The sequence below is a fragment of the Niabella ginsenosidivorans genome, from assembly GCF_001654455.1.
Classification (GTDB): Bacteria; Bacteroidota; Bacteroidia; order Chitinophagales; family Chitinophagaceae; genus Niabella; species Niabella ginsenosidivorans.
Genome location: NZ_CP015772.1, coordinates 5,545,571 through 5,570,205 on the forward strand (window position 1 = coordinate 5,545,571; position 24,635 = coordinate 5,570,205).

Genomic DNA, 24,635 nt, shown 5'->3' on the forward strand with positions numbered 1-24,635 from the left:
ACAATGCTATTGTAGCTCGTTGGCGATATACATACTTCTGACTCAGTCCTCATAAAAAGGCTCTTTGGGAAGTTGCTTCAGATGGCGAATGTACCTTTGTTCATCAAAGGGTTTTTGGTGTTTCAGTATCTCAAACAGTTCTATGGCGACACACTGGCCGATCAGCTGCATGGTCTCAAATTCAGTATAGCCTTCTTTCAATAACCGTTTAAATGTTATTTTTGTTTCTGGAGGAGTATTGGGCCATCTGGTTTTTAATGATCTCAAAAATATGTTCCCGCATTACTTCATTCTGTTCCATATAAGCGTTTGTGTTTATTTATTTCCCTGTGAAATGATATAAAGATCCCGGTATGGACAATGTGCAACAATGCACCTGTCATTCCTCCCATTCACCTGCGCCCTGCCGTACCAGCACCATCGTATCACCGGTAGCATCAATAACGGTTGAAGGGATCATTCCGCCAATGCCCCCGTCTACCACAATATCAACCAGGTTCTGATATTTGTTGTAGATCATTTCCGGATCAGTATACTCTTCTACCAGCTCACCGGGCAGGGTGGTGCTTAAAATGGGATGCCCCAATTCTTCAATAAGCATGCGGGTAATTTTATTATCCGGTACGCGGATGCCCACAGTGTCCTTTTTGCTGTGCAGGATCTTGGGTACCTGCTTGCTGGCGCCCAGGATAAACGTGTAAGGACCGGGCAGGTACTCCTTCATGGTACGGAATGTAGTATTGGAGATCTGTTTGGCGAAATCGCTCAGATGGCTCAGGTTGGCGCATACAAAGGAAAACTGCGCCTTTTTAGGATCAACCTGCTTGATCCAGGCGATCCGTTCTATTGCTTTTGTCTGAAAAATATCGCAACCCAAACCATAAATAGTATCTGTAGGATAAACAATAATGCCCCCGGATCTTAAACAGTCTGCTACCTGTTTAATCAGTCTCGGTTGCGGATCCTTTGGATGAATAGCTATCAGCATATAATAAGTACTGCAAATATCGGGCTAAGTGTTGGGCCCGGCAATAGGTTTCAATGTTACCTTCAATATTTTTCAGCTGGGAATGTAAAATGTTTAAATAACCAATTTAAAATGAAAAGTGAAGTGGTGTCTTCCCGGGAACTGAAAATGACAGGGCAGCCAACAGTATCTCCTTTACTTTTACATTTTATATTCCATATTTCTTATTTTCTACTCCTGTATGCTCCATACTTCCTTACCCCGCAGCAGGGCATCCAGGTCCGGCGTTTTACGGGCTTTGGCATCTTCTAATTGCAGTGCCATCATTTCCTCATAGCAGGGGCGGTCTGTTTCATAAAAAACGCCAAAGGGCCTTGGCAGGTGGCCATCCAGTGCCGGGTTATCAAAGATGCGGGTTAATAATTGCGCTTTGAAAATATCTTTTTCATCATGTATCCACAGGTCATCAGCGCTGTATTCTGCTCCAAGTGTCACTACCTGTGGTTTGAACCCATCCAGGCGGATCCCTTTATTGCCTGCTGCACCAAAGATGAGCGGTTTGCCATGTTCCACAAAAATAGTTTCTTCCGGCTTGGATCCTTTCTCCGTAAAAATTTCAAAAGCGCCGTCATTAAAAATATTGCAGTTCTGGTAAATTTCCAGGAAGGAAGCGCCCTTGTGCTGGTGCGTGCGGATCAGCATTGCCTGCAGGTGTTTAGGGTCCCTGTCCATAGTGCGTGCTACAAAAGTAGCATCTGCGCCCATTGCCAGGGCAAGGGGATTAAAGGGGTGATCAATGCTGCCAAACGGAGTAGATTTTGTTATCTTCTTCTCTTCTGATGTAGGGGAATATTGTCCTTTGGTTAGCCCATAGATCTGGTTATTGAACAATAAAATATTTACGTCAAAGTTCCTGCGCAGCAAATGGATGGTATGATTGCCGCCAATGCTCAACCCATCACCATCGCCGGTAACGATCCAGATGCTCAGCTCCGGCCTTGTGGCCTTCAGGCCCGATGCAATAGCCGTTGCGCGACCGTGGATGGAGTGCATGCCATAGGTATTCATATAATAAGGAAAACGGCTGCTGCACCCGATGCCGGATATAAAAACAATATTTTCTTTAGGCATGTTAAGGCCGGGCATTACCCGTTGCACCTGTGCCAGTATGGAATAATCGCCACAACCGGGGCACCAGCGAACTTCCTGGTCAGTTGCAAAATCCTTTGCGGTTAAGGCGGGAACTAAAACTTCAGACATCTTTTAAAAATAATGCGCAAAGGTAATCATTAAAAGCCATTAAAGGGCATTAATAAGTGATGCTAACAGTTGTTATGCCATCGGTACTTCTGCAAAACATTACAACTGTTTAATTTGTCAAATTGTAGTACCTTGTCATTAAATTGTAAAATTGAGTCTATGCAGTATAAAAAGATCACCGTGGCATTCACCGCTCTGCTGTTATTATTAATGATAGGTGTTTCTTATTCCTTTTACACGCCGCCACATAATTTAAAAGTGCTGCCGCAGGATATTACGCATGAAAAGCTGGACAGCATCATGCACGGGTTCAATACTTCGCTAGGTGTTAAATGTGATTTTTGCCATGCGAAAAACGGCGATAAGCTGGATTTTGCCTCTGATAACAACCCTGCAAAAGATGTAGCGCGTAAGATGCTGCTGATGACTATGGAAATCAACAAGAATTATTTTAATACGGATTCCACTATTCACCCTGCCTATTTAAACACAGTAACCTGCAATACCTGTCATAAAGGAGATGCTTATCCTGAGCGCTAAAAAGATACTAAAACATCCGGAAGCGGATCTGTTTCTACCGGCTTGCTAAAAAAGAATGATGAATAGAACCTTCAACAAATGTCTATGGCTTTGGGCTCTTATGCCTGTTTTTATTTTTTCCTGTACAACAGACACCAACAATTGCTTAAGCCGCAAAGAAAAAGAGCAGGGGTGGGTGTTGCTGTTTGATGGCAGCTCTGCCAGCGGATGGCATTTATACAATAAGAAAAATACAACTGCCGGGTGGATCGTAAAGGATCAGGCGCTGGCGGTGGATACGGTAAAGAAAACGGAGGTCAATGATCTTGTTTCTGATAAAACGTATACCAATTTTGATTTGCAGTTTGAATGGAAACTGGCCAAAAACGGAAACAGCGGCGTATTTATAAATGTGCAGGAGCGCCCCGACCTGACCACCGCCTGGGCCTCCGGGCCGGAATACCAACTGCTGGACCCGGCACATGCGGATAATGCCATCCCTGTAAAAAAAGCGGGTACCCTTTTTGCGCTGGATGCGCAGAAAACCCCTGCGGCGGCTAAACCTGCGGGCGAGTGGAACCTGTCCCGCATAAAACAGGTAAATGGGAAGATTGAGTTTTATTTGAACGGGGTATTAACCGTGCAGGAGGATCTTACGGCTCCTGCCTGGCAGGATTCGGTCAGGCATACACATTTTAAAAACTTTCCTGAATTTGGCAAACATACCAGCGGGCATATTGCATTACAGGACTGGGCCAGCGGGGTTGCCTTCAGGAATATTAAGATCAGAGAGCTGTAAGAAAATACCAGGGACTGTATTTTTCAGAGCACCTTTTAGCAACGGTTTATTTTATGAGCTAATGATGCTTGTAGCCAGGAACCTTCCCTGAAATGCAACCGGTCTGAAACAGAAAAATTAAAAAGCCGGACGATTGTGTTTGTGATTAGTAATATAATCTGATAAACTGTAATTCAAATCATTCGCCATGCAGATTTACCTGTAATGAGCCTGTAACCGCTCCGTTATCAGTCCTCCCGACTGCCGCCAAACCGTTTGTTGTGCGCCGTTATTTTCGTTTTGCACTTAATAGTTTTAAATAGTCCTTTGTTGATGTTAAGAAATCTGTTGCGTCTTCTTGTTTTGTGTCAATATGTTGTTTGTCGCTAAGGATTGTGTCAATTAGTTTATCATTGTTAAAATAATATCGTCCTTTGAAAACAATGTTCAACTTAGAGTAGTCAAAACTTTGCGTGCCGTCATTGTATTTATATCTGCTTTCTGTTGAATAAACAAAAATAAGTTTCCCTTTGTCAAGATAATATTCGTTTTGAATAACCTTATTTGAAAGTCCGACCCATTCTATAATTTTTTTCAAAGTGTCATTTTTAAAGTATCCTGTCAAGCTACCGCCATTGTCTGTGCCGTGTCCTAAAAATTCTTCAGCATCGACAATAGTTACGGTCTTGTAATTTTTGTAATCATTAATTTGGTGGAACATATTTTTAATCTGGGTAAGCGTGAGATTTTTGTCTTGCTTACCTTGTCCATAAATTGTTGTCAAAATAAGAAAGCTAAAAATTGTCAGTACTATGAATTTGTTGAGTGTCATTATTATGGCGTGCAACGGTTCGGGGCTTGGCGGTTGGGCGGGATTTTTTGCACTAGCGCTGATATGAAGAACCAAGCACAAATATAGTAAAAAAGTTCAGGCGAAGCTCTTCGCCCCGCCTGACGCCAAACTCTTGTTGCCGGCAGTGTTGTTTTATCTGTTTTCTAGCTACCTGCAAAAGGTGTCCCAAATATTCCAACTGCGAGCTCTGCCCAAACGAGTAAAAAAGCTAATAGAACAATCCCGCAAAATATAATTCTGCCTTTAGTACTTTTCACTTTTCTTAAAACAAATTCACAAAGCAAGCCCGTTCCTAAAAGTAGAACACCCATTATTACGAAGTCCAGAATTTTCCAGTCAACACCGGTGCTAAATTGCATTGCCATTAGTGGGATAAGGAGTAGAGTAGGTACTGCTACCAAAATGAGGATTAATCTTTTGTTTTGTAGTGACATAATTGTTGAGTTTTTATTCGTTAAATGATAAATATTTCCAACTATAGAAGGTCGAAATAAATGCAGCACTTCTTTGACAAAAATCCATTTTGCCTTTTTCAGTCCATATTTTCCGGAATATTCATGAAATCTCTCAGTCAAGTCGCCTTCAATTTCTTCAAGAAAATCAGGATGGCAAAACCAGCGAAAAAAAACTAATGCAATTCGGGGCGGTTTATTTTCTGATGGGTTCATTTATGAAAATTTGAAAACTACTTTTGGTATTGCGTCCCAAAGAGAATTTCGCTGTGCTCTTGTTCGGTTAAGTATTTGCCTTCCACTGGCTGTAATTTCGTATAGCCGTTTTCTTTTCCCTCCTCTGACTTTTGTAGTTTCACCAAATTCTGACTTGACCAAGTCTTTCTCCTCAAGTCTTTTTAGAACAGTTTGCATTGCACCTAAACTTACTTTTCGGTTAAGCCGGTCTTCAATTTCTGTAATGATGTTTACGCCATAGGCTTCTCCGTTAAGTATTGCGACTGTGAGTAAAACGATTTCTTCAAATTCTCCTAAATGAAATTGGCTCATTTTGTCTGACATTTGCCACAAATGTAGTTATTATTTTTTAAATAAACCATATTTGTAGTTAAAATATAAAAAAATTGGTTGACTAAAAATATTTGAAGAGGGTCTCTTTTCGTTTTGAAGTGTCGTGATTAACATTGCAGCCAACTCTCAAATAAACGAAGCTTTTGTTTGACCTGCCTGTAAAACCTATAGGGGATAAAGCGCTGCAACAAATAAATCCTGTAAATGCCGGCACGTTTAAAAAATTTAGGGAAACTCTGATATTAAAAGCATACAGTCCGGTAACGCTTAAAACCGATCTTTCCGAGTTTGCGCAACTATTACATGGAATACAAACCAAAATCATTTCTGTTTGAAGGTCAGTTTGGCGGTCCTTACCATTTACGCAGTGCCCAGGCCGTTTTTAAAAATGCAATGAAGGCCGCGGGTGTCAATAAACAGATAGGTATTCACGGTCTGCGGCACAGCTATGTGCCACACATTTATTGGAATATGGAACGGATATATCGTTTATTCAAAAACTGCTGGGGCATAATGATATTAAAACAACGCTTCGCTACGCGCAGGTGGCTGATCCCGCAATCGCAGCCATAAAATCGCCTCCGGACAGACTAAGCACCGGCTGAATATAATATGTACACTTTCTTAGATTGTTTCTGCCGTACAAAACGCATGCATCTCCTTTAAAAACGCATAAAGGGCCTGCATGGATGGAATGGGGGCTGCAACCAACAGGAATAGTTTGCCGGTTTGTTTTAACCGGGCCTTATTGGTGCCGGTTTGCACATATTGAATGATCTTTTGGAAAACCCCGGATTCAAAGTAAGGCGAGTCTGGCCGGTTGATGAAATGGCAACGCAGTGTTTCGTTTTTTAAGGTCATCTTTTCAAAGCCCAGCTCTACTGCCAGCCTGCGGCATTTGATGGTCTCAAAAAGATCGTTCACAGGAACGGGCACAGGTCCAAAACGGTCCTGCAGCTCCGTATATAGTTCGGCCAGCTCTTCCTCTGATTCGCTGTTGTCTAAACGCTGGTATAAGGAAAGGCGCTCGGTAATGCTTTCCACATAGTCATCCGGTATAAGGATCTCCAGATCGGTATCAATGGTGCAATCCGTAACAAAATCATCCTGACGACTGATTTCTTCTTTAAACAGCTCTTTGAATTGGGTGCGTTTTAGTTCCCGTATGGCTTCATCCAGGATCTTCTGGTAGGTTTCAAAACCGATCTCGGCCATAAACCCGCTTTGTTCCCCTCCTAACAGGTTCCCTGCTCCGCGAATGTCCAGGTCCCGCATCGCAATCTGGAAGCCGCTTCCCAGCTCACTGTGCTGCTCCAGGGTTTGCAGGCGTTTTCGTGAATCGGCGGGCAGTGTGCTCATGGGAGGCGCCAGTAAATAACAAAAAGCTTTTTTATTGCTGCGGCCCACGCGCCCTCTTAGCTGGTGCAGGTCGCTGAGGCCGAAATGATGCGCATTGTTTACGATAATGGTATTCACATTCGGAATATCCACCCCGCTTTCAACAATATTGGTGCAAACCAATACATCATAGCGATGGTCAATAAAATCCAGAATCTTCTCTTCCAGCTTGGCTCCTTCCATCTGGCCGTGCGCATAGCTTACGGAAAGATCAGGGCAAAGCCCCTGTATCATTGCGGCCATCTCGCTCAATCCCGCCACGCGGTTATGGATAAAGAATACCTGTCCGCCACGTTCTGTTTCAAAATAAATAGCATCCCGGATGGCGTCCTCATTGTATATCAGCACTTCTGTTTGAATAGGCTGCCGGTTGGGCGGAGGCGTATTAATGATGCTCAGATCCCGGGCGCCCATTAAGGAGAACTGCAGCGTTCTTGGTATAGGCGTTGCCGTAAGCGTTAAACAATCAATGGTGCTGCGCAGCACTTTTATTTTTTCCTTATGCGCTACGCCAAACTTTTGTTCTTCATCTATGATCAGTAATCCCAGGTCTTTAAATTTGACCTCCTTGCCCAGGAGGCCGTGCGTGCCTATCAGAATATCGATCTTTCCTTCTGCCAGTCGCTGTAAGGTTTCTTTTTTTTCTTTGGAAGATTTAAAGCGGTTCAGGTAGTCCACGGTAACCGGAAACTCTTTCAGCCGGTCGCTGAAGGTTTTAAAATGCTGGAAGGCCAGGATGGTCGTGGGCACCAGCACTGCGGCCTGTTTCCCGTCTACACAGGTTTTAAAGGCTGCACGGATGGCGATCTCCGTTTTGCCAAAGCCCACATCCCCGCAAACCAGGCGATCCATGGGCGACCCGGATTCCATGTCCTTTTTTACATCGGCCGATGCCTTGCTCTGGTCCGGCGTGTCTTCATAGATGAACGAAGCTTCCAGCTCTGTTTGCATGTAATTGTCCGGCGTATGCGCAAATCCTTTCTGGGCCTTGCGTTGCGCATATAGCTGAATAAGGTCAAAGGCAATTTCCTTAACCCGGGTCTTTGTTTTTTCCTTTAAGCGGTTCCAGGCGTCGCTGCCTAATTTATTTACCCTGGGCACGCTTCCGTCCTTGCCCGTGTATTTGGCAATTTTATGCAGGGAATTAATGTTTACATACAGGATATCGCTGTCTTTGTAAAGGATACGTACAGCCTCCTGCGTTTTGCCGTTTATGTCCATTTTCTGCAGCCCGCTGTAAATGCCTACACCATGATCCATATGCGTAACAAAATCGCCGGGCTGCAGCTCCCGGAGGGTACGCAGCGTAATGGCCTTGTTCTTATTATAGGCCTGCTTGACTTTGTATTTATGATAGCGCTGGAATATTTCATGATCTGTATAGCAGAGGATCTTCAGATCCTGGTCCGTAAACCCCGAATGAATAGCGGCAGCCACTGGGTTAAAGACAAGATCGGCTTCCTGGTCATCAAAAATGGATTGCAGCCGCTGTAATTGCTTGGGATTTTCAGAAAAAATATATAAGGCGTACCCTGTGGTTTCATGCGCCTTCAGGTCTTTAATCAGCAGCTCAAACTGGCGGTTAAAAGCTGGCTGTTCTTTTGTATGGAATTCAAATTCCTGTGTTACAGTGCCCGGCAGGCGCTCCAGGTGCACCACCGGTCTTGATTGCAGCGCTTCTTCAAAATCCACAGCTTCAATAAAATCTTCCCGGTTTACATTTTTCTTTACCAGTTTATCGGTTTCGGGGTATTGATCCGGCTCTGTTCCGGCAAATTGTGCCTGCTGCTCCAGGAAATATGTTAAATTTTCCGCATGCTCTTTTAACCGCTCTGTGCAAAGTGCAGCATCCTGTACCCAGATAGCCGTATTTTCCGGCAGGAACTCAAATAAAGAAACATGTTCTTCTTTCACAAACTGTGTATCCACATTAGGAATAATGGATACCTGAAGCAGCTTACGCTCGCTTAATTGCGTTTCAGGGTCTATAATACGAATGGAGTCAATGTCGTTACCAAACAGCTCCACGCGATAGGGCTTATCGTTCCCGAAGGAATAAATATCCAGGATACCGCCCCGCAACGCAAACTGTCCGGGCTCATACACAAAATCGGTGCGCTCAAAGCCGTATTTATCCAGCTTTAACAGCAGTTCCTCAGTGTTCAGCTGATCTGCCGTTTTCAGATGAATGATGTTTTCAGCAAGCGCAGCGGATACGACCACTTTTTCAAACAGCGCGTCCGCGTAGGTCACCAGCACTTTTTTATTGCCGCCACCGGCAAGTTTTGTCAGTGCTTCCGTGCGCAGCATTACGTGCGATGCGTTCAGCAACTGGTAATTCCTTGCTGTTTTAAAAGAAGAGGGGAAATAAAATATATCGAGTGCCCCGGTTATATTTTCCAGGCTGTTCTGAAAATATGCCGCGTCTTCCGGTTCGTTCAGAATAATAACGTGGTTGAGCTTTGGCGTATTGGCCATACAGGCGGCTACGATAAACTGGGAGGCGCTGCCATGTACACCGGAAAGGGCCAGATGGCCGGGTTGAAGCAAAGAAAGTTCGTTCGCTATTTGTAAACAGCGGGGGTCTTCACTATAAAAATTCTTCAACACTTCCGTTTGCATCGGGGCGCAAAGATACAACGAGTTTTAGAAAATGCAAGAGCTCCTGCTGTATGAAAACCGGTAACGATGCAATGGCATCAATGATCAGCAGACGGATTATTAAAAAATATTGATCCCGGTGATTGCATACCCACCTGATAAATTGTTTATCTTACAATGCATTATATGCAGGCTTCTTCTCCGTTTATTATTGTACTGGCCCTTTCGGCGGGCACAGGCCTTATTGTTCTTTTGAGCGCGCGGTACAAAATGCACCCGTTCTTTTCCCTGCTTACAGCCTGCTTTGTTACGGGCTGGCTGGGCGGCCTGGAGCCGGAGGCCCTGCTTACTGTTATGAAAGAGGGCTTTGGAAAAATAATGAGCTCCCTGGGCTTTATTATTGCCGTGGGCACTGCATTGGGAATGGTATTGCAGGTGAACGGCGCTACAACAGCAATGGCTAATGCCATTATCAGGCGTGTGGGCAACAAGCGGTCCATTCTTGCTATGAGCCTTACGGGCTTTATTGTTGGGCTTCCCATTTTCTGCGATTCAGGGTATGTGGTGTTAAACGGCCTGAACCAGTCTATGACCCGCAAAACCGGTATGGGGGTTGCTGCTATGAGCACAGCAATGGCTACCGGCTTGTATGTGGTACATTGTTTTATTCCGCCTCATCCCGGCATTACCGCTGCTGTGGGCACTTTAAATGCCAGCTTTGGAAAGATAATTGTTTACGGGTTCCTGGTGGCGGTCCCTGTTATGCTGACCGGTTATTACTGGGCGGTGCGGGCGGGTAAAAAGATTCCCCAGACTGATACAGCAGCGGATACTGTTATGGAACAGGCAACCGGTAATAAGCCGCTGCCCCGGGCATTGCCTGCATTTATTCCGGTAATAGTGCCTGTTTTACTGATTGCGCTGAGGGCCCTTGCCGCCGGTTTTTCTTTTTGGGGAAACGAGATCATTGAGCAGCTCTTAGTCATTGGCGATCCGGCTGTTGCCCTGGTAATCGGGCTCATACTGGCCCTGTGCATTTCCCCGAAGTGGAAGCCGGGCGAACTGGGAAAACTTATCCACCACGGGTTGGAGAAGGCAGGGGGTATACTGGTAATTATTGGTGCAGGCGGGGCTTTTGGAATGGTCATTAATGCATTGAAGATACAGGACTACCTGGCAAAAACAGAAGGGCTGCATGCTTTGGGCCTGTTCTTTCCCTTTTTGGTGGCAGTGATCTTAAAAACGGCGCAGGGCTCTTCCACTGTAGCTGTTCTTACTGCAGCCTCCATCGTGCTGCCTTTTTTGCCCGGGCTGCACCTGGATGGTGAAAACGGGCGGGTTATTGCGGTGTTGGCCATGGGCGCGGGATCTATGGCTGTATCTCATGTAAATGATGCCTATTTTTGGGTGATCACCAATTTCTCCGGACAGGAGTTGAAACAGGTGTTAAGAGTGTATAGCATGGCTACGGTCTTTATGGCCGTTGTGGGCATCCTTTCCGTATATCTTTTGTCATTAATGATCTTGTAAATGAAGCTTGTAATAGCCCCCAACGCTTTTAAGAACAGCCTGCCTGCCACAGCGGCAGTTGAAGCCCTGAAAGAAGGCTTGCTGCAGAGTGGTCTTAAAGGTGAACTGGTTTGCTGCCCCGTGGGAGATGGTGGCGATGGTACGGGAGAACTGTTGCGGCAATTTTTTAAGGCCGAGGTTTTATTGCATAAAGTAAAAGACCCGTTGGGCAGGATGATAGAAGCGCCCCTCGGATGGATTCCGGAAACAGGAACCGCTATTATTGAAATGGCGGATGCTGCCGGGTTGCGCCTGTTGCAGCCGGAGGAATATGCTCCGCTATACGCTACTACAGCGGGTTGCGGGCAACTGATAAAAAAGGCGCTTGATAAAGGCGCTGCCGAAATCTTGCTTTGTATTGGCGGAAGCGCCACGGTAGACGGAGGCACAGGCATTTTAAGTGAACTGGGGATTGTTTTTAAAGACAAGGCCGGCCGGCGTTTGCAACGGTTGCCGGCTGATCTGCCGCAGCTTTATGGAATAGAGCAGCAGGAGCTGGATCTGCGGGTACTTCAAACCAATATCGTTATACTTTGTGATGTCCAAAACAGGTTGCTGGGCACAGATGGCGCGGCGGCTGTTTTTGGACCGCAAAAAGGGGCCACCACCGGGGATGTACTGTTACTGGAAAAAGCGCTTCAGCGGTTCAATAGGGTCACAGAGCAAACCACTGGTGTTACTATGAATGACCTGGACCACAGCGGTGCTGCGGGTGGTGTGGCCGCAGCGCTCTGTGCTTTTTGCAGGGCAAAGCCTGTGGAGGGAATCGCTTATTTTTTGGAGAAAATAAATTTTAAGCAGCAGTTAGTGCGGGCGGATTGGGTCGTTACCGGTGAAGGCATTATTGACGGGCAAACGCTGAAAGGTAAAGCTCCCTTTGGTGTGGCAAAGATGGCAAAGGAGCAGGGCTGTAAGGTGATCGGCGTTGCCGGCAGGGTTCCTGCATCATCTGATAATGTGCTGGGCAATTATTTTGACCGGCTTCTTTCCATTAATGAAATAGCGGTTCCGCTGGAAGTGGCTATCCGCAACACCAGGATCAATCTGATAAGGGCAGGCATAAAAATAGGAAAATGGCTCAGGGCGGAAGCCGGTGACAGAAAGGAATGACCTGTTTTAGTAAAAAAAGGTATCTTACAAAGAAAAAAGATGCCCCTTACCTGGCTTAAAGGAACGATTGTAAAAATTATTGAAGAAACGTACAATACCCGCCGGTATTTTATTGAGGTGCCGGAACTGGAGTCTTTTGATTTTGTTGCAGGCCAGTTTGTTACTATCGATTGCCCGATTCATGAAAAGCCGAATAAGCGCTGGCGCAGCTATTCCATTGCCAGCGCGCCCGATGGTACTAATGTATATGAACTGGTGATTGTGCTGGTAGAAGATGGTCTGGCCACACCCTGGATGTTCAGTACCTGGAAGGTGGGGACGGAAATCCTGTTCCGGGGGCCACAGGGAGTATTTACATTAAAAGAAACGCATTTGCAGAATGATCTGTTTCTGGTTTGTACCGGAACGGGCATTGCTCCGTTCCGGAGCATGCTGCACTGGCTGTTGCGTGAAAATGTACCTCATAAAACTATTTACCTGATCTATGGATGTCGTTCCCAAAGAGACCTGCTGTATTATGAGGAAATGAAAACGCTGCAACTGGAGTATTTTCATTATATCCCCACCCTGTCCAGGGAAGAATGGGAGGGGCGAACGGGCTATGTACATGCTATTTATGAAGAGCACTCGGGCGGGAGGCCCGGCAGCAACTTTTTTTTATGTGGCTGGAAGAATATGATTGAGGAAGCCCGCCAGCGCATTGTACAGCTGGGTTTTAATAAAAGCGCCATCCATTTTGAGCTGTACGGATAAGTTATTTTGTTTTAGCCGGTAAAGAGATTCTTTATTATATTTGCCACCCATTTTGGCCCGGTAGTTCAATGGATAGAATAGGAGTTTCCTAAACTCTAGATACAAGTTCGATTCTTGTCCGGGCTACAGTAGATAATTGATAATGAATTAGTTATATAAATTTGTTGTCATTTTTGTTGTTTTTTTTAGTTGGCCTGACCCTATCAAGAACTCTTAGTTTAAAAATCAAACAGTGTTTTGATCTTTACCTCTAACGCCTGACTAAGTGCTACTGCTGTTTTCAAAGTGGGATTTGTGCGGCCCCTTTCGATTCTGGAGATTGCAGTTTTTTCTACGTTGCATGCCACCGCCAAATCCAGTTGGGACATTTTTCTCCTTTCGCGGAGTTTTTTCACCTTCTGTCCAAATAATTTTTGATATTCGGTAATGGGCGTTGACATTTATGTCAATGTTATTCATTAAGTTTGCGCATGTGGTAAACATATATGTCAATACCTGAATTAATTGCTGCTTGGATGGCCTGTACGATTTACGGATAACCGTAAAATAACCTTAAAACTATCCTTTAAAATTGTCAATCGAAATAAACATATAAGAAAATGAAACACTTATTCGCAACACTGCCGCTTTTTCTATTTGCTATCTTAGCCCAAAGCCAGGTAACTAATGAATCCTTACAGGGCCTGAAACTAAACGATGCCAACCGGGCTATAATAAAGGATGGATATACTTTATCCAATGGATGGCACATCCAGCCGGGCGATACCCTGTACTTAGGCAAAGGCACACTCTCTAACAAAGCTTTTGCGTCTATCTATCAATCTAAGACCAGCTTTGCTGCAATGGGCGGCACTCTTAATGACAAAATGAATGGGCAGAATAGCTTAAAGCCAGGTCAGGCGACCAGAGTAATTGTAAAACGATTGCAGGTGATAGGTTCCAAAAGAGGTGGATATACGGCAATAGCTGTTGTTGGTGCTGGTATGATCGGGTACAATTACTGGGTTGAGTTGGATAATGCGGTGGAATCTGGCGAAGTTAAAACACCTGCTCAATACGCATCATCGAAGCAGACTGAAACGGATAAACCAATCACCAGTGCTGCTGACGAACTTAAAAAGTATAAAGAATTGTTGGATTCTGGCGCCATCTCAAAAGAGGAGTATGAGGCTGCTAAGAAGAAACTATTAGGTAATTAAAATCTTTTAATACATTTAATATGGGTCAATATACAGCTCTAACTGTGTTTATAGTCATTATAGGTGGGGTCATTTATTTTTGTTATTCCCGGTATCAAAATTTCGCCCGGATACATAAATCTTACTATGCCGCTTTGGAATCAAAAAATAAGGCAGAAGCAATTCGTTATGGACGCAAGTATTATAGCATGACACTAAGAGGTCGGGATAAATTAACGGCAATAGAAATGAAGATAGCTAATGATCTGAAAATATATGATATAGAATAGGAGGTGCATTTAGGAAGTCATATTTGTCCCAATCGTCTGATAGCATTTTGGATTTGTCTTTCTGAAAAACGTACACCGCTTTGCGCTGCAACTGCTCTTATGGTACGTTCCCAATATGCAGGATTACATTGTTTTGAATTCCCTACGTATTTATTAGGCAAGCCAAGTGCAACCTTGGCCTTGGAGACAATACAGGGAGACAGTTGTTTATTATTATCGTACCGCATATTATTTGCCGTGTTTACTATTAAAAAATTCTCCCCCATTTTTATCTTCAACATACACTTCACCCTTATCATCAAGACAAACTACAATAGAAATATCCTTATTAGCCCCAACGAGAACAGTAGTTGAATCAGATACGTTTATCCATCCGTTCTTGGCCTTTTTTTGCATGGTAATATCTTTCTTGAAATTACGTAGTTTTTTTAATAACCCATTCAGTAAGCCCGGCCGAGATAGTCAGTTCTGATACCTTATCCACGAGATAAAGATTCACCTTGTTGTCTTCTTGTTCAGGAATTCTATTCAACGTAGAAACAAAAGTATGTACCACGTAGAAAAACCTATCATAGTTATTCATCAGCTCAAATTTTTTTAGATAATCCTGAAACTCATGGATGTTGGATTGGGCTTTAATCTGAACTATAGCCCGTTCCCCGGTAACCGGCGCAAAAAGATCCAGATCTAAGGTCTTTTGTGTTTTACCGGTATCGCTTACCCTTTGCCAGCCCGCCTGCCGGAAAATCAAATCCACCAAGGTTTCAAAGTCCTTCCATTGCAGGTTTTGGATTAGGAGTGTGAGCTTGGTTTTCAGATTAGCCAACGCCTGTTCTACTTCCACTACCTCCTGCATTTGCTCCCCGTTGATTTTGGCCAGCGCATACTTGTGTTCAATAACGGAGCAAATAGTGCCCCGAAAGCCCTGTGTTTTCAAAAGCTTACCGCTAATGTTGCCGGATAGCAGGAGGTTACCGTTGATGTCTTTATCTGACCACGAACCAATAACGGGCCGGGTCTTTGTTTTATCATCCCAAAGGGTGATTTCCGGGTTGGAAAAGCACCACCAAAGTTTATTGGCGTAAAAAGTTATCCAAAGCGTATCAGGCCCTTCCTCATAGAATTGCTTTACCTGGTTAGTGTGGCTGGTGGCAACGAAAGACTTAGCTCCGGCTTCTGTGGTAAAATAGTTATGTACCTTATCCCATTGCTGGGTTATGCAAAACTGATGATCTACCTCCCGGTAACCAAGTCGAAGGGTGTTGTTTTCAATACATTCCTTTTCATACTGGCCAGATTGTCCGAGTTTAATAGAGAGAACCCGTTGCGCGTAGATTTGTTCCATTCCTTTTAAGCAGTTTAGTAAATCCAAATCTACGGAATTAGCCAATAGAAAAAACCAAGCTCCAAAAATGAATCGGGCCTGATCAGGAACCTGCATAAAAGCGCGTAAAGACGTTTTTATAAAAACCGGTTTTACGGCTTTTATAAACGAATTGCTGGTATAAATGTATGGAAGGGTACATTTATACCAGCAACAAAAAGGGGCCGCCCAAAAGAGCAGCCCGTTCGATTTTTTAACCGGTTAAATTTTTATGCATCTAAGTCGGCCAACTGCTTCTGCAGGTTGTCCAGTTCTTCCTGCCTTTGCTCATCTTCAGCGACCTTTTTTGCTACATCAGGATCCAATCCGGGCTTCTTTTTTAGTTCATTAATTTTTGCCTGTAAGGCTTCGGCCTCCGCTTGCTTGCGCCGTTGCTGCTCTATGGCCCGCGGCAGTTCGGCAGCAACCCCTTTTTTAACAGCCTCCGCGATAATTTCCTCCTGCGTTTTAACCGGTTGGTCGAATAGCTGTCGTTCACTTGAGCGCACCTGCATCATCAAGGTCTGATAATCAAAATCAGAGAGGTATGCGCGTTTGCGGGCGTCCATTTCACTGGGCCTTTTAGTAAAAGTCTCCCTTTGCAATTCATTGGCGAATTGAAAATTTCCCAGCCATTCCTCCTTCAGCTTTTTGTAGGTGGTTTCAGCCGCCGTTAGCTTGGCCCGTAATTCAGCTATTTCTTTTACGTTATCTGACTTGGCAGCTGCCAACTTTAGGGTCTGCACGTAAGTCGAGAATGAAGAGAGGTCGGTGCGCTCGATGTCGGCGCCAACCAAGTTTAAATGTTTCAATTTCATTTTGTTGAAAATTTAGTTGTGAAAAATTATTGTTTGCTATTGTTTATTCTGATCCGAACTACATTCAGCCCGGGTTCAGGTGCCGGTACAGGTTCATCGTCTATCAAAAAACGGAGCCGTACTGATCCGTCCGGGGCTGTATTAGTCTGTAGGGGATCTGGTTTATTCATTAATGCCAGTAGCTGATTTGCCTTAGTGATATCGCCCTGCTGTAAGGCTTGCAGGTACTGGGCTTTTAAATGTTTTTTACTCATTGGTATTAGGATTTAATCGGTCAATAATGGCGTCCAGCACATCCTCATCCAGGTTATTAAAGTCAATTTGTTGTGACATTTTTTGGGGTAAGGCGAACTTTAATAGGGACTGGAAAGCTGAAAACTTATCCTTCGGCTCAAGTTCTATCCACGCCCGCTGAAGACCAGATTTATTTTGATTCAGAAACTCCGAAATAAATAACCTCAGCTCGGTTGTTGTTTTGTTTGGTGTTCCAGGCTTTCGCCCGGCTTCATTTCCTGATTGTCCTTTTTTAAATGGCATAGTATTGTTTTTTTATTGTTGTTTTCAATTAAAAATTATTTAAATCAACGGTCGGGGATTAAATTCTGTTTAGATCAACGTAGATTTCTTAAAAAGTATTTAAATCAACGCGGGATCTTTAAATTTTATTTAAAACGGACTGTTATCTACGTTCAGTAACAGATTCAATTTGGGATCCTTTGGTTCAAACACAACCAGCTCATCGCCAGGGATCTGCTGCATCACAGACTTTAATTCATCCAGTGTGGCCGTTAAAAACATTGGTTGGTCTGGATCACCGGTATCAACTGTGTATCGCCATCCACTTGGATTTTGTTTTCCTCTATCCAACACGAAACGATACATTGCCGATCGGCTTCTAAACATCCACCGTTCGGAACGGCCATCGTTGTACCCGTAATACAACAGGCATTCATGTGTGGTTCCGTATAAGGATCCATTTTGGCCGTCATACCTGATCGTTTCGGGGTCTGCCTTGATTATTTGTGTCATCGTTTAAATAATTTATCGGTTAAAAAAATATAGTTTGTTATTTTGGGATGGCTGATCCCAAGCGGCCGGGTAGCCTTCCGGTGTCAGGGCTACTATTGACCCGTCTTTGAGAATTTCAAAATCATATTCATCCTGTGGGGAGTTTTTAGACGCTTCCAGGATCTGCTTTTCTTTTTGTAGGGCTTGGTGCTTTTTTTCTTGTTGGGCCTCAAAATCAGCCCAGGGCGTCTTTAAAAGGAAATCAGCTATATCAAGCCCCGCCTGCTTTTCCGTTGGGGTGCATTTTTTTTCCAACAGGCCTGAAACAGCAATATGTGTACCCGGTAATGCGGCCCGGATTTCATCGGCTTTCTTATTCCAGGTATCGAAGCCGTTAGCATCTGGGAATAATATTATCCTGCAAGCCCTAACCGGCCTTAATTTTTCAGTTGTCAGGCCCTGAAGTCCACCACAGGCCATCCAAACGAGGTCGGGGAAGTACATAGAGCAAACAATAGCGCTCTTTTCACTTTCGACCACTGCCACCGGTTTGTTTTCATCCATTAAGTGCAGACCGAATAGATGCTGGCGTAGTTCGTAATTCGGGATGTTGGCCAGTTTATGAACCCATGTGAATTTTTGTTTATTTCGCCTGCCGGTTGTGGGATCATAGACCATGATCTTTCCGCCCCTAACAATATTATTACGGCATACCTGCCAAAACACAGTAGCGCCGGGCCAATGCTTGCTCGTTCCGATGTTGTAGCGGCGAACCAACCATGCAACTTGATTCGCCGGGAATATCCGTTGCAACCATGAGGTAAAATTATCATCCCCGGTGAGGGTGCGGTGCATGAGGTTTTTATCTATGTAGGTAACGGCGTCTGGTTTCTTTTTGTTTCCTTCGGGAAACAAGGGTTGACCATTTATCTGATCGGGCAGGAAGGTTTGGCCGCAGCTGTGGCAATAACCTGCGGTATCATATCCAGTATAAGGAGTAAACTTACCATCGCGGTTGCTACGGCCACAAGGGCATTGTTTCGCCCGGTACCTATTTTTATCAAATTTCAAATCGCTCATTGCTCCTATTTTTAGAGTTACGTACCGCGTACCTTTACGTACCGCGTACTTGGTACGCGAGGTACGCTGGGTACGCGAGGTACGCGCTTTATGTTTTAAACCATTTTCTTACAGCACCTTCCGATACACCCATGCGTCTTCCTATTTCCCGGTTACTTACGCCCTGTTCGCGTAATACGCGGGCTTCCTCCTTACGGGCGGTAGTGTCTTTTTCTGTTAGGTTTTTCAGGTGCTCAAACTCATTGCCGTATCCAATTAATTCAAAACGTAGATAATCATCCTTTACTAACTGATATAAGGCCACGTTTTCCAGATCATACCTAAGCTCTCCATCACGAACCTTCACCTGTTTTACATAGCGCAAATATTTATCCGTAGCGCTCCGGCCAATGGTAAAAACCGAATCCACTAAGTTGGCTTTCATCTTAGAGCCTTGTAGATCGTTTAATTGAATGGGGCGGGTAGTATCTACCTTCTTATTGTGCTCAATGGCCACAATGGTTATGCCTCGCTCAGCCTTTAAATCGTTTAACCCTTCTAAGATTGGTATTGTAGCTTTTGCAGTATCGGTATCGCCAGCCGCCAGTTTTGTGAGATTATCAATAAAAACTACCTGTGCGCCGGTACAATCTATTAATGCACTAAGGCTTTGGAGAAAGAACCCTGTATAGCTTATATCTTTGGGCGCTCTGCGCATACGGCTATATCCTATACGATAAAGTGTTTCAGGCATTTTGTATGCAGCGCCGTTGTCCGAGGTGTACCGTTTCTGAAACTGCTTTTTAGAAAGCTCAAGATCAAGAAACAGTACTTTATATCCTTGCTGTGCAATGTGGATTGCCGCCTGCATACATAGGACAGTTTTCCCTAATCCAGTATCAGCAAAACATATCACCATTTCTCCTTCCTGGATTAAACAATCAAACAGGTAAACAGGATCGGGCATGGATGCAGCTTCCTTAATAGCATCGTTTGCAGTTTGCAATTCAAACAGGCCTACATCATTACTGGCGGCGTGATTCTGTATTGCCTCTATTTCCTGCGCTACTATTTCCGGGTAAATTGAATTATCTTTGCTGTGTTGTTCTTCCAAAGAATTTACGGCGTGTGTTGTGGTGTTCATACGCCGTTTTTATTTTAATTCTGCTTTGGTTTCTTTGACCGCAGCCATTACTTGGTCACGCAAAAAATATGTACGCCGCCCGACCTTGTGTCGCCGGAGAATTCCTGCTGCATCCCAAGCGTGAACCGTGGGCAGGGATATACCAAATTCTTCGGCAACTTCTACCCTCGACATTAATCGTTTTTTGGGTTCGCCTGTTTGCATTACCGCCGATATTTCCGATCTAACCGCCTCCTTTATTATACCGGTAAAATCCCCCAGTAGTTTCTCATACGGAACATTTTCGATTTGCATTAAAGTTGTTTGCATGTTTTTTAATTTGACATCAAAAGTATGTCAAACCTTAAAAAGAGGACAAAAACGTTAATTTTATAATACAGCTGAAACCCTTTGCTGTATTAGCTTTCATTGTATTTTACAGGAAATGGAAATGGTAAAAACGTTAATTGATAAGCTGAAAACGTTAATTGGATTCGTCTTCTTCTGCCATCTTAATAATATTCTTTCTGTATTCAGTTGGTGATTTGTCGGGGTCTTTTAGGTTTATCGGCTTAAATTGCTGTGCGATACTCGTGGAATACCGGGCTTCAAAAAACCTTCTAATTTTTATGCGTGACACTTTATCGCTGCGTTTCCTGAACCAGCGTCTGGCTATAAGTTCGTCTATTAGCAGAGCAATTTCTTTCTTTTTTCCAGGGGCAATCTTTCTTTTAATCAAAAGCTTCCTTTCTGTTAATGCACGTTCCAGACGTAGAAAGCAATCCACTTTGGTCGCTATAAATATTTCCTCCAATTCAGCTCTGTCGGGTGTCCAGCCGGTTTCAATTCGATGCAGAAGATCTTCCAGCTTAGATATAAAATAATCACTGGTTGCGAGCGATTCAAAAATAGGGTTGGCCTTGTTGGACTTGGACATAAGGATTAACCATCGAACATAATCCGAACCGTTTATATCTGGGTTTTCATAAAGAAATTCTTCAATGATTTCAACCAGAACATCTGTCCTTGCCACCGCCAATAATCCAGTTGGAATGTCACCAATGGGCATTCCCTTATTACCCGATAAAGCGTTTAGCCATTCAAGCTCCTTACCCATAACGCGCTGAGCTAATTCCAAACGGCTGGCTCTTTCTTTCAGTTGTTCAGGAGTATATTTTTTCTGGAGCCACTGTTCGTATTCCTTATGAAATTTCTCAAACCCCATTGTTCATATTTTTAAAGTGTCTTTGCAATACTTGTGCGTGTTCTTCTTTGGTCAGTCGCAGATAAGCAAGAAAAGCCTTTTCTGTTCTATGACCGGTAATAGCCATAATGCTTGGCACGGGCATTCCACTTAGATATGCATTGGTGGCAAAACTGCGGCGGCCTGTATGACTTGAAACCAGCTCGTATTTTGGTTGCTGGATAACGACCCGCTGGGCGCCCTTTACCTCTGTGTACTGAACCGTATCAGTAATGCCGACCTGTTTACAAACTGTTTTAACGTGTCGGTTAAACTCCTGGTTGGTCATCACGTTAGGAAAGCCGCCGTACTTATCAATAATAGCCTGCAACTGTGCCCGCATAGGTATGACCACCCGCCCGCCGGTCTTGGTCTGAAACAATTCTATACTGCTGCTGGTAATTAAGGCCTGATTTAATTGTCCCCAATCACTGAAGCGTAGCCCGGTATAGCAGCCCAGCAGCAATAAATCCCGTACCCGGTCAAAAATACCTTCAAGTTCCGGCTGGTGCAGCTTCTCAATATCTTGTTCATTCAGGTAGATGGCAAAACTTTCTGTTGGTGTGGCGCTGGCAGCTTTGCCCTTAAAGGCGGGGTTAACCCTTACCCCATGTTCTTCGGCTGCTTTTAGAAATACCTTCAGCACTGTAAAATGCTTACCTAAGGTGTTTTGATTGTGTTTTTTTACATCCACCATGAAGGTTCTTAACTTGCTGAAAAAGTTTTTATCAAGGTTTTCAAACGAAAGATTTAAGCCGGTATGTTTTGCAAAATCCTTAAGCAATGCCCGTGTACCAGAATATTTAGCTATCGTCCGGGGGCTGAGTTTAAGACCGGTATTGGGGTCAATGGTTTTGGGCGCCTCACTGATAAAAAAGTCCAGAAACGACCAGAAGTCAGTAAAAGGCAATTTTTTCCTGCCGGTAGCTAAGTCTATGGCCTTTTTAAATTTATCCTCAGTCACAGGGTTATTGCTGTTGTCCAGTTGGTGGAATGCGGTTTTGGCGGTAGCCTTTAATTTTTCCAGGCTGGCGTTTATGGAAGCATAGTCAGGCTCGGCCAATACAGCCCGTACTTTTTGAGCCTTACTGCTCCATGCTGAGGGGCTTACGTTTTGCCTGGTAGGATAAACCAACCGTTTGCCATCCCACCTGGCAACCAGATAAACGGGCACTGGTTTTGTTCCCTCGGTTGTTCTGATGTTGAAATTTAGCCTTAACATACGACAAATTTAATTCGTTGTCAGTTCTGTTGTCATTTTTTCTTTACTTATTTTAATTTTATTTTTCTTTTCAGGGATTCAATATCCTTTGAAATGCAATATGAAAGGGCATTATAGGAGAATTTGAAATTAAGAGGGGTTAAAATGAATTAAGCTAATATAGTTTTGTCCGGGCTACTTAACGATATACAATATCAAATGTATCTCGTCTTTTTAGGCTGCTAACTAATGAAGTGCCAGTAAATTATAGTTTGGTTGCTGGCAGCTCGGTTTTATGCCAAATAAACGCCCTCATTTTTTACAACAAAAGACATAAAAATAATATAGGAGAAGGTATTAGCTTGCTTTTTCAGTAGCTCGATATTCACTTAAGGGTTTATAGGTGCCTCCCCTTCTATAACATCAGGCGATGTGGTAAAAAATCCAATATGATGGAAACCTCCTGAATATTACTTCAAACTAATATTGCAATGGCTCGTTCCATTGATCCGTGGCTACATAAATCCGGATGAAAAACTGACCATGCCGTAATGATATCTAATGTAAAACTTTGCAAACCGAGCATACCTGAAAAATGAAAATTACATATTCCAATGGCGCCATTTTGGCAGTCGGGGTGAATTGTATCTTTGTATTAGGTTATACATAATACATATGCGGGATTTGAAAGATTAGCAGTAGAGACTGTACAAAAAATAAATAATGATAATATATTTACAGCGTTTAGAAATAGGTCTGTTCATTTTATAAATGAACGCAAGCGTTTGTTGGAATCTTAACTTTGATCAAATGTTTTTTTGGTGATTGAACAAATAATGAATGGAGATAAAAAGGCTTTTGATGCTTTCTACTGGCAATATGTAGATAAGTTGTTCGGCTATTTCTTCAAAAGGACCCAATCCCATTTTCACGCAGAGGAGCTTACTCAACTCACCTTTATAAAGTTCTGGGAATATCGCAGTTCCCTTAACCCGGAACTTTCGCCGGATATGCAATTGTATTATAAAGCACGCATTACATATATCGACTGGTTACGGAAGGCCGCCACGCAGCGCAGCCTGCTGTCGCAGATTATTGGCCCGGCGTCAGATTCCCCTGATAATCCCCCGGAAGGATCCGAAAAATATGAACGCGCGCGGATGGCATTGGAGCAGTTGCCGGAAATGCGCAAAAAAGTGCTGACCCTTTTTTACCTGGAGGGCTATAATTATAAAGAAATAGCCACTTTGCTCGGCATAGCTCCTAAAACGGTGGACAATCATATTTACCAGGGTATTGCCCAACTCAGAAAAATTTTATTGCTTTTTATTATTTTTTTTCCCAGGCAATAGGGAAAATGCGCTTTGTGCAACGTTAGTAGTATTATATGGCAGAAGAAATGGACCCATATCTCATCCGGAAGTTTTTAAATAATGAGAGTACACCAAAAGAAGCGGAAGCCGTAAGCGCTTTTTTTGAAGCACACCCGGAAGAGCTGGATCAATATTTTGCAATAGAGGAATGGCAAGATGCTTTAAAAGAAGTTGAGTTAACTAATGAGCGGAAACAGGCCATCAAAAAGATCATTGATAAAAAAGCAGGTATAAACCGCAGTGTTTTAAAACTTCCGCTGTTCCGGTATGCCGCTGTTGCTGTTTTGCTGCTGGCGGTAGCTATTACTGTGGTTTACGTTGTAATCCCGCGACCGGAGACCGGCAGGTATGAGCGTTTTGTTATTAATAATCCAACCCTGGCCAATAAAGATACAGTGCTTCCTGATGGTTCACGGGTAATGCTTTTGCCCGGTGCACGCCTCTCCTATCAATCGGATTTCTTAAAAAAACGATGGGTGACGGTAGAAGAAGGCACGGTACAGTTTGAGGAAAGGAAAATGAATGTGCCTTTTACAGCCTTTGCACAGGGAATTGCTACCACTCCCATAGGTACGAAATTTTCCGTTAACAGTGCTCCGGCAATGGAGACCGTAGAAATCATATTGTTAGAGGGAAAAGTAAAAGTAAATACGGTAAATACGGTCAAAAAAATGAACGAAGTAGTGATGGCCCCGGGCGATAGGCTCTTTATCCGGGTGCGTACAATGTCGGTAATCCTTACGGGTGTCGGAAAGCAACAGAAGGCAGCACCCCTCCTGAAAAGCGTGCTATCTCCAGCAAAGGAAGCCCCGCCGGCTGATGCTGTATGGACAAATAACGCCATCACGTTCTCACAAACGGCATTACCGGTTGTATTTGATAAAATAATGGATAAGTATAATGTACCGATTGTTTATGATAAAGAACAACTATCCCGGTACCATTTTACAGGCGCGGTTTATTATAACGATGATATAAACAAACTCTTAAAGAACATTTGTGATGTAAACGGTCTTATGTATAACTATCGAAACGATTCAATAATTATAACCAGGAGCTCTGAACCTAATCCGTAAAAAGAGCAGTATTCACCGATCGGGTTCTTTCCGGGTATTTTGAAGCAAGCTGCTTATATAGCCTGCAGAGAGA

27 protein-coding genes and 1 tRNA gene are annotated in these 24,635 nt (G+C 43.7%); 10 read left to right on the forward strand and 18 right to left on the reverse strand.

Translation table 11 applies throughout. The annotated features are described in order from the left end of the window. Window positions 1-379 precede the first annotated feature (379 nt). Together A8C56_RS23455 and A8C56_RS23460 are read right to left on the reverse strand one after the other, a co-directional pair. Window positions 380-988, reverse strand: coding sequence for an L-threonylcarbamoyladenylate synthase (locus A8C56_RS23455; RefSeq protein ID WP_067761175.1), 609 nt, complete (start codon window positions 986-988; stop codon window positions 380-382). Between the two features lie 210 nt (window positions 989-1,198). Then, window positions 1,199-2,227 (reverse strand): 2-oxoacid:ferredoxin oxidoreductase subunit beta, encoded by a 1,029-nt coding sequence (locus tag A8C56_RS23460; protein ID WP_067761177.1) that lies wholly within the window; start codon window positions 2,225-2,227, stop codon window positions 1,199-1,201. A 159-nt stretch (window positions 2,228-2,386) separates the two neighbouring features. On the opposite strand from A8C56_RS23460, the gene A8C56_RS23465 reads away from it, so the two are divergent. Both A8C56_RS23465 and A8C56_RS23470 read left to right on the forward strand, forming a co-directional pair. Then, entirely contained in the window at window positions 2,387-2,767 is a 381-nt protein-coding gene (locus tag A8C56_RS23465; protein WP_067761179.1) for a c-type cytochrome, read from the forward strand. A 55-nt stretch (window positions 2,768-2,822) separates the two neighbouring features. After that, window positions 2,823-3,545, forward strand: coding sequence for a 3-keto-disaccharide hydrolase (locus A8C56_RS23470; RefSeq protein WP_245645690.1), 723 nt, complete (start codon window positions 2,823-2,825; stop codon window positions 3,543-3,545). Between the two features lie 268 nt (window positions 3,546-3,813). Here A8C56_RS23470 and A8C56_RS23475 read toward each other — a convergent pair whose 3' ends face one another. The 3 genes from A8C56_RS23475 to A8C56_RS23485 form a co-directional block, all read right to left on the reverse strand. Next, window positions 3,814-4,308: a hypothetical protein gene (locus A8C56_RS23475; RefSeq protein ID WP_157098076.1), complete on the reverse strand. Its 495-nt coding sequence runs from the start codon at window positions 4,306-4,308 to the stop codon at window positions 3,814-3,816. 212 nt (window positions 4,309-4,520) lie between these two features. Beyond that, window positions 4,521-5,045 carry a permease prefix domain 2-containing transporter gene (locus A8C56_RS24900; protein WP_218917218.1) on the reverse strand — a complete coding sequence of 175 codons (525 nt, stop codon included), beginning with the start codon at window positions 5,043-5,045 and terminating at the stop codon, window positions 4,521-4,523. Further along, window positions 5,046-5,378 (reverse strand): PadR family transcriptional regulator, encoded by a 333-nt coding sequence (locus A8C56_RS23485; RefSeq protein ID WP_067762520.1) that lies wholly within the window; start codon window positions 5,376-5,378, stop codon window positions 5,046-5,048. 485 nt (window positions 5,379-5,863) lie between these two features. On the opposite strand from A8C56_RS23485, the gene A8C56_RS25585 reads away from it, so the two are divergent. Next, window positions 5,864-6,004: a hypothetical protein gene (locus A8C56_RS25585; RefSeq protein ID WP_218917219.1), complete on the forward strand. Its 141-nt coding sequence runs from the start codon at window positions 5,864-5,866 to the stop codon at window positions 6,002-6,004. Window positions 6,005-6,023: 19 nt separating this feature from the next. On the opposite strand, the gene mfd is transcribed toward A8C56_RS25585, so the two are convergent. Continuing rightward, a complete protein-coding gene (mfd, locus tag A8C56_RS23500; protein ID WP_245645928.1) occupies window positions 6,024-9,407 on the reverse strand; it encodes a transcription-repair coupling factor in 3,384 nt (1,127 codons plus the stop codon). A gap of 168 nt (window positions 9,408-9,575) precedes the next feature. Between mfd and A8C56_RS23505 the strand changes: the two genes are divergently transcribed. The 4 genes from A8C56_RS23505 to A8C56_RS23520 all read left to right on the forward strand — a co-directional run bounded on the left by A8C56_RS23505 (window position 9,576) and on the right by A8C56_RS23520 (window position 12,956). Next, the gene (locus A8C56_RS23505; RefSeq protein WP_245645694.1) at window positions 9,576-10,928 is read left to right on the forward strand and encodes a GntP family permease; all 1,353 of its coding nucleotides are present in this window, start codon (window positions 9,576-9,578) and stop codon (window positions 10,926-10,928) included. Beyond that, entirely contained in the window at window positions 10,929-12,077 is a 1,149-nt protein-coding gene (locus tag A8C56_RS23510) for a glycerate kinase (RefSeq protein ID WP_067761188.1), read from the forward strand. A 39-nt stretch (window positions 12,078-12,116) separates the two neighbouring features. Continuing rightward, window positions 12,117-12,830, forward strand: coding sequence for a ferredoxin--NADP reductase (locus tag A8C56_RS23515; RefSeq protein ID WP_067761190.1), 714 nt, complete (start codon window positions 12,117-12,119; stop codon window positions 12,828-12,830). 54 nt (window positions 12,831-12,884) lie between these two features. Next, window positions 12,885-12,956 (forward strand) — tRNA-Arg (locus tag A8C56_RS23520). 92 nt (window positions 12,957-13,048) lie between these two features. Here A8C56_RS23520 and A8C56_RS23525 read toward each other — a convergent pair. Then, window positions 13,049-13,270 (reverse strand): helix-turn-helix domain-containing protein, encoded by a 222-nt coding sequence (locus A8C56_RS23525; protein ID WP_067761191.1) that lies wholly within the window; start codon window positions 13,268-13,270, stop codon window positions 13,049-13,051. Window positions 13,271-13,429: 159 nt separating this feature from the next. Here A8C56_RS23525 and A8C56_RS24245 point away from each other — a divergent pair, with 159 nt between their 5' ends. Further along, a complete protein-coding gene (locus A8C56_RS24245) occupies window positions 13,430-14,029 on the forward strand; it encodes an SHOCT domain-containing protein (protein ID WP_067761193.1) in 600 nt (199 codons plus the stop codon). 497 nt (window positions 14,030-14,526) lie between these two features. On the opposite strand, the gene A8C56_RS24595 is transcribed toward A8C56_RS24245, so the two are convergent. The 11 genes from A8C56_RS24595 to A8C56_RS23585 all read right to left on the reverse strand — a co-directional run bounded on the left by A8C56_RS24595 (window position 14,527) and on the right by A8C56_RS23585 (window position 22,134). Further along, the gene (locus A8C56_RS24595; RefSeq protein ID WP_157098077.1) at window positions 14,527-14,694 is read right to left on the reverse strand and encodes a hypothetical protein; all 168 of its coding nucleotides are present in this window, start codon (window positions 14,692-14,694) and stop codon (window positions 14,527-14,529) included. Between the two features lie 19 nt (window positions 14,695-14,713). Beyond that, window positions 14,714-15,643, reverse strand: coding sequence for a restriction endonuclease (locus tag A8C56_RS23540; protein WP_067762524.1), 930 nt, complete (start codon window positions 15,641-15,643; stop codon window positions 14,714-14,716). A gap of 248 nt (window positions 15,644-15,891) precedes the next feature. After that, complete coding sequence (locus A8C56_RS23545; RefSeq protein WP_157098078.1) at window positions 15,892-16,479, reverse strand: hypothetical protein; 588 nt, start codon at window positions 16,477-16,479, stop codon at window positions 15,892-15,894. A 26-nt stretch (window positions 16,480-16,505) separates the two neighbouring features. Continuing rightward, window positions 16,506-16,733: a hypothetical protein gene (locus tag A8C56_RS23550; RefSeq protein ID WP_067761203.1), complete on the reverse strand. Its 228-nt coding sequence runs from the start codon at window positions 16,731-16,733 to the stop codon at window positions 16,506-16,508. Then, complete coding sequence (locus tag A8C56_RS23555) at window positions 16,726-17,016, reverse strand: hypothetical protein (protein ID WP_067761212.1); 291 nt, start codon at window positions 17,014-17,016, stop codon at window positions 16,726-16,728. The genes A8C56_RS23550 and A8C56_RS23555 overlap by 8 nt, the downstream gene beginning before the upstream one ends. A gap of 129 nt (window positions 17,017-17,145) precedes the next feature. Then, window positions 17,146-17,508, reverse strand: coding sequence for a hypothetical protein (locus A8C56_RS24600; RefSeq protein ID WP_157098079.1), 363 nt, complete (start codon window positions 17,506-17,508; stop codon window positions 17,146-17,148). Between the two features lie 12 nt (window positions 17,509-17,520). Further along, window positions 17,521-18,567, reverse strand: coding sequence for a DUF6371 domain-containing protein (locus A8C56_RS23565; RefSeq protein ID WP_067761216.1), 1,047 nt, complete (start codon window positions 18,565-18,567; stop codon window positions 17,521-17,523). 88 nt (window positions 18,568-18,655) lie between these two features. Continuing rightward, window positions 18,656-19,690, reverse strand: coding sequence for an AAA family ATPase (locus A8C56_RS23570; RefSeq protein WP_084490374.1), 1,035 nt, complete (start codon window positions 19,688-19,690; stop codon window positions 18,656-18,658). Between the two features lie 9 nt (window positions 19,691-19,699). Beyond that, window positions 19,700-19,999: a helix-turn-helix transcriptional regulator gene (locus tag A8C56_RS23575; RefSeq protein WP_157098080.1), complete on the reverse strand. Its 300-nt coding sequence runs from the start codon at window positions 19,997-19,999 to the stop codon at window positions 19,700-19,702. Window positions 20,000-20,153: 154 nt separating this feature from the next. Next, the gene (locus A8C56_RS23580) at window positions 20,154-20,894 is read right to left on the reverse strand and encodes a hypothetical protein (RefSeq protein WP_067761221.1); all 741 of its coding nucleotides are present in this window, start codon (window positions 20,892-20,894) and stop codon (window positions 20,154-20,156) included. Then, window positions 20,884-22,134 (reverse strand): tyrosine-type recombinase/integrase, encoded by a 1,251-nt coding sequence (locus tag A8C56_RS23585; RefSeq protein ID WP_067761223.1) that lies wholly within the window; start codon window positions 22,132-22,134, stop codon window positions 20,884-20,886. The genes A8C56_RS23580 and A8C56_RS23585 overlap by 11 nt, the downstream gene beginning before the upstream one ends. An 800-nt stretch (window positions 22,135-22,934) precedes the next feature. On the opposite strand from A8C56_RS23585, the gene A8C56_RS23590 reads away from it, so the two are divergent. Continuing rightward, a complete protein-coding gene (locus tag A8C56_RS23590; protein WP_157098081.1) occupies window positions 22,935-23,465 on the forward strand; it encodes an RNA polymerase sigma factor in 531 nt (176 codons plus the stop codon). Between the two features lie 35 nt (window positions 23,466-23,500). Further along, the gene (locus A8C56_RS23595) at window positions 23,501-24,562 is read left to right on the forward strand and encodes a FecR family protein (protein ID WP_067761228.1); all 1,062 of its coding nucleotides are present in this window, start codon (window positions 23,501-23,503) and stop codon (window positions 24,560-24,562) included. Window positions 24,563-24,635: the final 73 nt, after the last annotated feature.